This is a genomic window from Flavobacterium sp. (genome assembly GCF_046317795.1).
In the GTDB taxonomy this organism is placed as follows: domain Bacteria; phylum Bacteroidota; class Bacteroidia; order Flavobacteriales; family Flavobacteriaceae; genus Flavobacterium.
The window spans coordinates 17617-27024 of record NZ_JBKCVI010000030.1 but is presented as its reverse complement, the minus strand read 5'-3'; the positions used below and the strand labels follow the sequence as shown (position 1 = coordinate 27024).

Below are 9408 nucleotides of genomic sequence, written 5' to 3'. Positions count from 1 at the left end.
GAATTATATAAGTCAGATGGCCGAAAATCAGAGTGATATTTTTAAAAGTTTGCACCATTTAGCATGGGAAGAAGAACACCAACTTACGGCTCATTTTTCTTTTACCAAACGACAACAGTTTTTTCAAGACATTACCGATACAAATACTTTTGACTTGATCTATTTTGATGCTTTTGGTTTTAGAGTGCAACCCGAATTGTGGTCGGACCTTATTTTTCAAAAAATGTATGATGCTTTAAGACCAAATGGCATTTTGGTAACCTATGCTTGTCGCACATCAATTAAAAACGCCATGTTGCTTGCAGGTTTTTCTGTAGAAAAATTACCCGGTGCCCCCGGTAAAAGAGAGATGTTGCGCGCTACTAAAGGACTCTCAAAAATTTAACATTTTTGTTGATAATATTTAACTTTTAATTTCATTTCACTATTTATTATATTATTATTTTTGTTAAAGCAATAAACGTTCTTATCTAATTTCTTAATTAATTATTTTTTACTTTTTTATGTCTAAAACAATGCTAGACCACACAAAATCAGTGTTGAAGAAAGTAAGTTTTGACGCAAATTTATTTTGCAAAGAACTTGAAAAGGCCTACAAGGTTTTGTTACCTTATGAACTTGAAGAATTAACGCAGTGGCTGATGAGTTATATTATTGAAAAGCCCGAGCTGAAACACTGTGTCATCCGAATTAACAATTAAAAAAACTAAAGGAACTTAAATGGTTCCTTTTTTATTTTACCGTAATCATTTTAGTAATATTATACTTATTAATTTATTTAAAAAATGCATTTCATCGATATAAAAAGGTTTTAAACGTATTTTAATAAGAAAAAATGTTGTAATAATTATTTTTTTATTTTATTTTTACTAAACGTTCTTACAATAAGATAACCCCAAATCTTAAAAATTATGCCTAGAATGATTTACGATTATACCAAATCGGTACTCGAAAGAGTAAGCTTTGATCCAATTCTTTTTTCAAAAGAATTGAAAAAGGCAGTGCGAAATTTATTGCCATACGAAGTAGAGCAATTGAAAAAATGGTTGCAGTTCTTTACGAATGAGCATCCAGAATTAAAACAATGTTTATCTGTAGTTAGTTAGCAGAAAGAAATAAGGAGTTGGTGCAAAAGCTCCTTATTTTTTTTGAAGTGGACTAATGATTTGAACATTTTGAAAAGTAATTGCTCCTTTAATAACTCCTGCTATAGTTGACCTCAAAGCATCAATAATATGAATTTTCAATTCGTTTTTAGGATAAATTAAACTCACTTCTCTTGCTGGTTTTGGTTCCACAAAATGTTTTAATTTCAGTTGGTCTTTTTCATTCAAATCTAAAGTATGTAAATAGGGAAGAAGTGTAGTGCCTAATCCTTCATCGGCTAATTTGATGAGTGTTTCAAAACTACCACTTTCTATTTGAAAATGATTTTTATCCTCTGAATTTAGATTTTTACATAAATTCAAAATACCATCTCTAAAACAATGGCCATCTTGAAGTAATAGAATTTCATTTATATTCAAATCTGACACTTCAATTTCTTTTTTACTGAATGATTGATGATTGGATGGAATGTAAGCCACAAATGGTTCAAAATACAAAACAACTTCCTTTATTTTTTCGTCTTCCAAAGGTGTAACTGCAATAGCGGCATCTAAGTGACCATTTTTTAATCTTGTAATAATCTCAGAAGTGTTCAATTCTTCTATGATGAGTTTAACTTTTGGATACTTTTTAATAAAATTATTCAAAAACATTGGCAATAAGGTAGGCATCACTGTTGGAATAATTGCTAATCGAAACTCACCGCCAATAAACCCTTTTTGTTGGTCAACTATGTCCTGAATTCTATCGGCTTCGTTTACAATATTCTTGGATTGGTTTACTATTTTTTGACCAATTTCGGTGAGTTGAATTGGTTTTTTAGTTCGATCAAATATTTGAATACCGAGTTCTTCTTCTATTTTTTGTATTTGCATGCTTAATGTGGGTTGTGTAACAAAGCATTTTTCAGCTGCAAGGGTAAAGTTTTTATGTTCGGCTACTGCTAAGACATATTTAAGTTGTGTAATTGTCATTATAATTTAATTTGATGTAAATATAAAAACAATAAGATTAATTTATGACATTTTTGGTTTATACTAATGTTAAATGATTTTTTTTCTGGAATTAGATAGTCATTTTTAATGGTATTCAAATCGACTTTTAGTTATTTTTCTTTTTGTATTACTCTAATCACTATTTTTTAAAAAATAATGATATTTTTACAACCTTGGAATGAATATTTATTCTAATTTTTTCAAAACACTACTATTATGACAAAAAACACAAGCATCTTTGCTAATCTTAAATCTGATTTTGCTTCAGGTTTAGTCGTATTCCTGGTAGCATTACCATTGTGTCTCGGCATCGCTTTAGCTTCTGGAGCACCACTATTTGCTGGAATTATTTCTGGTGTTGTTGGTGGAATTGTGGTTGGTTATTTGAGTAATTCGCATTTAAGTGTTTCAGGACCAGCTGCTGGTTTAACTGCTATAGTATTAGTGGCTATTACAGATTTAGGTTCTTTTAATTCTTTTCTTTTGGCGGTTTTAATTGCAGGTATAATTCAGCTGGCTCTTGGTTTTATTAAAGCAGGTAGCATTTCAAATTACTTTCCAACTAATGTTATAGAAGGAATGTTGGCAGGTATAGGAGTTATTATTTTCCTAAAACAAATTCCGCATGCTTTTGGTTATGACAATGATTTTGAAGGTGATGAATCATTTTTACAACAAGACGGTCTCAATACATTCTCCGAGTTGTTTTCTGTTTTCAATCATATTCAATTGGGTTCGGTTGTCATTACTTTAGTTTCACTATCAATTTTGATTGCTTGGACAAAAGTTGATTTTTTAAAGAAAATGAAATTGGTTCCAGCTGCTTTAATAGCGGTTATTGTTGGAATTCTATTGAATGAATTTTTTATTCAATCCGGAAGTAGCTTGGCAATTACAAGTGAACATTTAGTAAGTTTACCTGTCCCAAAAACTTTTGAAGAACTTAAAAATATATTTGTGACACCTGATTTTACTGCTATCACTAACAGTAAAGTATGGATTGTTGCTTTTACGATTGCAGTTGTGGCTTCTATCGAAACCTTACTTTGTATTGAAGCTGCCGATAGAATGGATGCTCAGAAACGTTATACGGATACTAATGTAGAATTAAAAGCTCAAGGAATTGGAAATATTTTAAGTGCACTTTTAGGTGGTTTACCAATGACATCTGTCGTAGTGAGAACTTCGGCAAATAATAATGCTGGCGCAAAATCTAAAATGTCTGCTATTATTCATGGTATTTTATTATTGGTTAGTGTATTGGCAATACCATCATTATTAAATAAAATTCCGTTGGCAACTTTGGCGGCCGTTTTATTATTAGTGGGTTATAAATTGGCAAATCCAAATATCATAAAACATTTTTGGGAAAAAGGTAAATATCAATTTATACCGTTTATGGCAACATTTATTGGAGTTGTTTTTACTGATTTATTAAAAGGGGTAACACTGGGAATAATCATCAGTATTATTTTTGTTTTGAAAGGAAATATGAAACGTGCTTATAATTTTAGAAAAGAAGAATATCAAGAAGGCGATATTATTCATATTGATTTAGCTCAAGAAGTATCTTTTTTAAATAAAGCGGCAATTAAAGCTACGTTAAACAAAATTCCATCCAATTCAAAAGTTGTTATCAATGCAACGGATACTGACTATATTGCTCATGATGTGTTGGATTTAATTAAGGAGTTCAAAAAAATAAAATCAAAAGAATTAAATATTAGTACTAAATTGGTCGGGTTTAAAGATGCTTATGACATAGAAAATAGTGATGGTTATAAAAATAAAGTAACTATAGAGCATCGCTATAATGTTATGAAACGGAAAATGGAAGTTATAGAAAATAAAGAAATAATTTTTAAAGAAGACAAACTATGAGTGCTGAATTTTATAAAAAAATACTTGACAACAATAAAAAATGGGTTGAAGATCAAGTTGCTATTGATAAAGATTATTTCAAAGATTTAGCCAAAGGGCAACAACCTCCTTTGCTATGGATAGGATGTTCTGATAGTCGAGTACCAGCCAATGAAATTATTGGAGCAAAACCAGGTGAAGTTTTTGTTCATAGAAATATTGCAAATATGGTAGTTCATTCTGATATGAATATGCTAAGCGTTTTGGATTATGCAGTGAATGTTTTGAAAGTAAAACATGTGATTGTTTGTGGACATTATGGTTGTGGTGGGGTAAAAGCAGCTATGGGAAATCAATCTATAGGATTGATAGACAACTGGATTCGTCACATAAAAGATGTATATCGTTTGCACGAAGAGTATCTAAACTCGTTTGAAAATGAAGAGGATAGATTTAATAAATTTGTTGAAATAAATGCGCAAGAACAAGTTTTTGACTTGGCTAAAACCTCAATTGTTCAAGGTGCATGGCGCAACGGTCAAGATTTAACACTTCATGGTTGGACTTATGGATTAAATTCAGGTTATGTTACTGATTTAGGGGTGAATATGAGTTCCAATGATGAGCTTGATGAAGTGTATCGCTTGAAATTTTCTAATTAATTTTCTTTAACAACAAAGTATTATACTAAGGTATATTGGCATTCCAAAAGTGATATTGAACGGGAATGTAATAGCTAATGCCATCGGTAAAAACAAACCCGGATTTGCTTTTGGAGCTACTATTTTCATTGCTGCTGGAACTGCAATATAGGAGGCACTTGCAGCTAATATGGAAAACATAAATCGGTTTCCAACATTAGATGTAACTAGCTGACTTAAATAGGCTATAGACGCACCATTTAGTAATGGAATTATCAATGCAAATAATACAGGAAACCAACCGCTTTTAAAAAAAACATCCAACTTTTTTCCACTTACAACTCCCATGTCTAATAAGAAAATCGCAAGAAAACCTTTGAAAATATCCGTAGTGAATGGTTTAATTCCCATAGCTTGTTGATCGCTTGCTAAAAAACCAATGACTAAACTGCCGAGTATTAATAAAACGCTTCCATTAGTTAACGAATGTTTTATAACTGATGAAAGGTTAGTAGAATTAGTCTCTTTTTTATTGTATAATCGCATTAATATTACAGCAACAATAATTGCTGGCGCTTCCATCAAAGCCATGATGGCAACCATGTGTCCACTAAATGTATATTTTTGAATTTCTAAAAATGAAACTGCAGTTACAAAAGTTACAGCACTTACCGAACCATAGGCAGCAGCTATGGCACCTGCGTTTTCAAAACTAAATTTCCTTTTCAAAATAAAAAAACTATAAAACGGAATCACGACGGCAATCAAAATTCCAAAGAGTGCTGACCATATAATTTCTAAATTAAAGTGACTATGGGCTAACTCTTGACCACCTTTAAATCCGATGGAAAACAAAAGATAGAGCGAAATAAATTTTGAAGAGTTTGGCGGTATTTCTAAATCGCTCTTTAATTGAACGGCAATAATTCCCAAAAGAAAAAATAAAAGCGCTGGATTTGTTAAATTATCTAAAAGTAAATCTAAATTCATTAGGAGTTATTTGGATTTTTTAATTCTTTCTGTATTTCTATATCGAATTCTGCTTCTTGAGCTCTGAATAATCTATCGTTTAAACTGATGCCAATGCCAGTTTCTGGAAATTTTTCAGCTATGATGAAGTCAAATCCTTGTGCATCAAGTTGGTGCATAGCGGCATATAAATTTTGAGCTGCCTCATCCAAACTTTCAGTTTTTGTTAAATGGATAAATTTTTCTGAAGTTTCATCTATTCCATTAGAAAAAATAACAAATCCTACTCCTTGATTTTTATATTTTTCAATATCAGAAATAATACTCTCTGAAACCATAAATGGTGTTTTTGGAGAATAATGTTTGCTCAACATTCCCGGTGCTTCGGGTGTTGTCGCAGCTTTTGTTTTACTACCAATTCGACCAACACATTTTTCTATAGCTTCTTTAGAAATAGCACCAACTCTGTATAAAACAGGCTCATCATTTTCAAAGCCAATGATGGTAGATTCAATTCCTTTTTCGCAATTTCCTCCATCAAGTATAAAGGGAATTTTTGTTCCCAATTGTTTTTGAACATGGGCTGCATTAGTAGGGCTAATATATCCAAAAGGATTGGCACTTGGAGCTGCTAAAGGAAAATCGACTTCTTCCAAAAGTGCCAAAGCAACTGGGTGTGAAGGAATACGAACACCAACTGTTTCCTTTCCTGCGGTAACAACATAGGGTATAGTTTTTTTCTTTGGCAACACTAATGTTAACGGACCAGGCCAAAAATAGTTAGCCAAAATCCAAGCTTTAGGAGGAATATTTGTTGCTACATTTTGTAAATCTTCAATCGATTTAATATGAACAATTAACGGGTTGAATAATGGCCTGCCTTTTATTTCAAATATTTTTTTTACTGCCTTTTCATCAAAAACATTAGCAGCTAAACCGTAAACCGTTTCTGTTGGTATGGCCACCACATTTCCAGCTTTTAACAATTTCGAAGCTTTCTTAATTTGTTCTGTCATCTTTCAAGGATTACAACGATCACAGTACATCGGATCTTCTGTTTTTTTATCATTTGGAAATAGTTTTTCCAGTTCAAAATTACATTTTTGACATTGATAAATATGTGATTTTGTAGAATTTGTTGGCAAACCACACCATTCGCAGGGTAAACCCGATTTAGTATTTACAACACCAAACCCAGGTGTATGGCATTCTGGGCAACGATTTTTTATTTTTTCTACAAGTTTTTGGGCAGCTTTTTCAATGACCTTCATACGTGTTGGGTTATACAGGGCACGCATATCGGTTTCTGCAGCAACTTGGGAATTACTAGCCGAGAGCGTATGAAAACTCTCTTCTAATAACTCCCATGATTGAATTCCTTTTACAACAGAAGTAACTTCTTTATCAGTAATTTTTAAAATCACTGCGTGTTCTGGGAATCCAACGTTTTTTACTAAATCAACCAAATTTTGAAAACTACTTGTAGTTGCTGCATTAAAGTTAGTATCAAGACTTAACTCTCGCACTATTATTTCTAAATTATTTTTCTTATCAATAAAAAGTAAGAACTCATCATCGGCATGTGCCATAAAGATTGTTGGATGCGGACCAAATGAACCTTCGCTGGCGATGCCTAAATCACAATTGGTTATTTCCATTGCTTGAAGACATTTTTTTCTTGCCGTTGCTATTGGTCCATCTTTTCTTTCAATTTCACCACTAAACGTTCCTAATTCATCGGTATCAAAATCTTTTGGGACAAAACATTGCACTCCTAAATGTTCTTCTAATAAAGGAGCAATAACACTTTCCTTCTTGTGTTTTGTCGCAATGACTAATCTTCTTCCTTTGAAAATATCCAAATCTAATACGTTATATGAACTCTATGGTAATGTCACCATTAATTTTTAATCTCTTTCCATTTCGTTCACTTTCTTCAAGAAGCTTGTTGATATCTTTAATAGATGATGATAATACTGATATTCTTCGTTTTGATATTTCACAATCTTCATTGTTTTTAACAAATTCACTAAAGGCATTAAGGTTATGAAAATTGATTTTACTATTTATTACTGACATTAAAACTGTTTTTGCATCCTGAGATGAAAAATTACCTTCTATTAACTTAAACTGATATGTATCCATTTTTTATAAAATTATTTGACTACTTAGCGAAATATACCCCGATTGTGTACTAATGAATTGCCTTGCAGCGGCTAATTCATTTTGCAAAAATTTAATTTTTTGTTCTCTCATTTTTACATCTTCTTCATTATGAGATATTTTAATTTTATCCTCGTGAAACTTAATTTTTACTTGAAATAATTGATTTATAATTTCAATCGATTCATTAGTCGAAAAAGTATCATTTAATAATTGTAGTTCCATAATAGTTTTATTTATTGTCCTTGTCCTAATGAAAATGCCATTTTACCATCGAACTGATATAGATTTTCTGTTTTAATAGTATCGATTTCATTTTGAATACACTGTTGAAGAAGTGCTATTATTTCTTCTTTATTTATCGTATTTCCTTCTGCAGTTTTAAATCTACAACGCCAATGGTCGGTGCAAAATGTTTGTGAAAAACCTTCTGGCCAAACTTTGATTCCACGATTGGTTATCATGCTTAGTTTCAAATTGGAAGTTCCAATTTTATTCATCTTAGCGGCCAATTCATTTGCATCAGTTCCATTCCAATGAACAAAAACATCATGACCAATAAGTTCTTTCTTAGCTTGTGGTCGTTTTTTGTATTTTGGAAGATTTAGTGGTTGCCCATTTTCGTAATTAACAGCTGGTAACGTTTTTGGTTTCTGACCTAAGTTAGATATTACTGCTTGAGCAAACTCTTTGGTACCCACTTTTTGAATACTACTCCCTTCTTTAAAAATATCGTAGGTATGTATGCCATCTTCTAAGGTTTTCAACCAAGCATTGTGTACTTTGGTGGCAATGGTATTTTGTCCTAAATGGTTAAGCATCATTACAGCTCCTTGTAACAACCCTGATGGATTAGCCAAGTTTTGTCCCGCTCTCCTTGGTGCCGAACCATGAATGGCTTCAAACATCGAACATTCTTCACCTATGTTGGCTGAACCCGCTAAACCAACTGAACCCGCGATTTGAGCGGCAATATCAGAGATAACATCGCCATATAAATTCAAAGTCACTATAACATCAAAAGCTTCGGGAGTGTCGCTCATTTTAGCAGCACCTATATCAATAATCCAATGTTCGTTTTCTATTTGTGGGTATTCTGCTGCAATTTCATCAAACACTTGGTGGAATAAACCATCCGTTTGTTTCATGATATTGTCTTTGGTAAAACAAGTTACTTTTTTTCTTCCATAAGCTTTAGCATATTCAAAGGCATATCGAACTATTTTTTCACAACCTGGACGGCTAATTATTTTTAGACATTGAACTACTTCATCCGTTTGTTGGTGCTCAATTCCTGCATATAAATCTTCTTCATTTTCTCTGATAATCACCATATCCATTTTGGGATGTTTCGTTTCCACAAAAGGATGTAAACTCATGCAGGGTCTAACATTAGAATACAAACCAAGAAATTTTCTTGTGGTGACATTCAAACTTTTATAGCCGCCACCTTGAGGAGTTGTGATTGGTGCTTTTAAAAATACTTTGTTTTTAATAATGGTATCCCAGCTTTCTTTGGCAATTCCCGAAGTGTTTCCAGAAAGATACACTTTCTCCCCAACTTCTATTTCATCATATTCAAGTTGTGCACCTGCAGCTTTAATGATTTCTAATGTTGCGTCCATGATTTCTGGACCAATTCCATCTCCTTTGGCGATAGTTATTCTTTGCAT

General features: G+C 32.3%; 12 protein-coding genes. 5 read left to right on the top strand and 7 right to left on the bottom strand.

Going from position 1 to position 9408, the window contains the following annotated elements; all coding sequences use genetic code 11:
• The 3 genes from ACK5ON_RS02115 to ACK5ON_RS02105 all read left to right on the top strand — a co-directional run.
• Positions 1–385, top strand: a 385-nt coding sequence (locus ACK5ON_RS02115; protein WP_409819425.1) for an MnmC family methyltransferase, incomplete at its 5' end; no start/stop codon positions are given.
• 118 nt (positions 386–503) lie between these two features.
• On the top strand, positions 504–701 hold the full coding sequence (locus ACK5ON_RS02110) for a hypothetical protein (protein WP_396176547.1): 198 nt from the start codon (positions 504–506) through the stop codon (positions 699–701).
• A 210-nt stretch (positions 702–911) separates the two neighbouring features.
• Positions 912–1106 carry a hypothetical protein gene (locus tag ACK5ON_RS02105; RefSeq protein WP_396176545.1) on the top strand — a complete coding sequence of 65 codons (195 nt, stop codon included), beginning with the start codon at positions 912–914 and terminating at the stop codon, positions 1104–1106.
• Between the two features lie 33 nt (positions 1107–1139).
• Here ACK5ON_RS02105 and ACK5ON_RS02100 read toward each other — a convergent pair whose 3' ends face one another.
• Complete coding sequence (locus ACK5ON_RS02100; RefSeq protein ID WP_409819421.1) at positions 1140–2081, bottom strand: LysR substrate-binding domain-containing protein; 942 nt, start codon at positions 2079–2081, stop codon at positions 1140–1142.
• A 237-nt stretch (positions 2082–2318) separates the two neighbouring features.
• On the opposite strand from ACK5ON_RS02100, the gene ACK5ON_RS02095 reads away from it, so the two are divergent.
• Positions 2319–3983 carry a SulP family inorganic anion transporter gene (locus ACK5ON_RS02095; RefSeq protein ID WP_409819418.1) on the top strand — a complete coding sequence of 555 codons (1665 nt, stop codon included), beginning with the start codon at positions 2319–2321 and terminating at the stop codon, positions 3981–3983.
• Positions 3980–4624, top strand: coding sequence for a carbonate dehydratase (can, locus tag ACK5ON_RS02090; protein WP_396175726.1), 645 nt, complete (start codon positions 3980–3982; stop codon positions 4622–4624). Before ACK5ON_RS02095 ends, can begins: the two co-directional genes overlap by 4 nt.
• A gap of 6 nt (positions 4625–4630) precedes the next feature.
• Here can and ACK5ON_RS02085 read toward each other — a convergent pair whose 3' ends face one another.
• From ACK5ON_RS02085 to ACK5ON_RS02060, 6 genes are read right to left on the bottom strand one after another with little or no spacing between them, the layout of a single operon-like run.
• The gene (locus tag ACK5ON_RS02085) at positions 4631–5593 is read right to left on the bottom strand and encodes a sodium-dependent bicarbonate transport family permease (RefSeq protein ID WP_409819415.1); all 963 of its coding nucleotides are present in this window, start codon (positions 5591–5593) and stop codon (positions 4631–4633) included.
• Entirely contained in the window at positions 5593–6588 is a 996-nt protein-coding gene (locus ACK5ON_RS02080) for an L-threonylcarbamoyladenylate synthase (protein WP_409819413.1), read from the bottom strand. The genes ACK5ON_RS02085 and ACK5ON_RS02080 overlap by 1 nt, the downstream gene beginning before the upstream one ends.
• A 3-nt stretch (positions 6589–6591) precedes the next feature.
• A complete protein-coding gene (locus ACK5ON_RS02075) occupies positions 6592–7434 on the bottom strand; it encodes a DUF6671 family protein (protein ID WP_409819410.1) in 843 nt (280 codons plus the stop codon).
• Between the two features lie 10 nt (positions 7435–7444).
• Positions 7445–7717, bottom strand: coding sequence for a hypothetical protein (locus ACK5ON_RS02070; RefSeq protein ID WP_396175719.1), 273 nt, complete (start codon positions 7715–7717; stop codon positions 7445–7447).
• A gap of 3 nt (positions 7718–7720) precedes the next feature.
• Positions 7721–7960, bottom strand: coding sequence for a hypothetical protein (locus tag ACK5ON_RS02065; RefSeq protein ID WP_409819407.1), 240 nt, complete (start codon positions 7958–7960; stop codon positions 7721–7723).
• Between the two features lie 11 nt (positions 7961–7971).
• Positions 7972–9408 (bottom strand): NADP-dependent isocitrate dehydrogenase, encoded by a 1437-nt coding sequence (locus tag ACK5ON_RS02060; protein WP_409819404.1) that lies wholly within the window; start codon positions 9406–9408, stop codon positions 7972–7974.

What these genes read in the sequence shown, in the direction of transcription:
- ACK5ON_RS02110 (WP_396176547.1), top strand. Translation starts at nt 504, where the DNA reads ATGTCTAAAACAATGCTAGACCACACAAAATCAGTGTTGAAGAAAGTA.
- ACK5ON_RS02105 (WP_396176545.1), top strand. Translation starts at nt 912, where the DNA reads ATGCCTAGAATGATTTACGATTATACCAAATCGGTACTCGAAAGAGTA.
- ACK5ON_RS02100 (WP_409819421.1), bottom strand. Translation starts at nt 2,081, where the DNA reads ATGACAATTACACAACTTAAATATGTCTTAGCAGTAGCCGAACATAAA.
- ACK5ON_RS02095 (WP_409819418.1), top strand. Translation starts at nt 2,319, where the DNA reads ATGACAAAAAACACAAGCATCTTTGCTAATCTTAAATCTGATTTTGCT.
- can (WP_396175726.1), top strand. Translation starts at nt 3,980, where the DNA reads ATGAGTGCTGAATTTTATAAAAAAATACTTGACAACAATAAAAAATGG.
- ACK5ON_RS02085 (WP_409819415.1), bottom strand. Translation starts at nt 5,593, where the DNA reads ATGAATTTAGATTTACTTTTAGATAATTTAACAAATCCAGCGCTTTTA.
- ACK5ON_RS02080 (WP_409819413.1), bottom strand. Translation starts at nt 6,588, where the DNA reads ATGACAGAACAAATTAAGAAAGCTTCGAAATTGTTAAAAGCTGGAAAT.
- ACK5ON_RS02070 (WP_396175719.1), bottom strand. Translation starts at nt 7,717, where the DNA reads ATGGATACATATCAGTTTAAGTTAATAGAAGGTAATTTTTCATCTCAG.
- ACK5ON_RS02065 (WP_409819407.1), bottom strand. Translation starts at nt 7,960, where the DNA reads ATGGAACTACAATTATTAAATGATACTTTTTCGACTAATGAATCGATT.
- ACK5ON_RS02060 (WP_409819404.1), bottom strand. Translation starts at nt 9,408, where the DNA reads ATGCAAAGAATAACTATCGCCAAAGGAGATGGAATTGGTCCAGAAATC.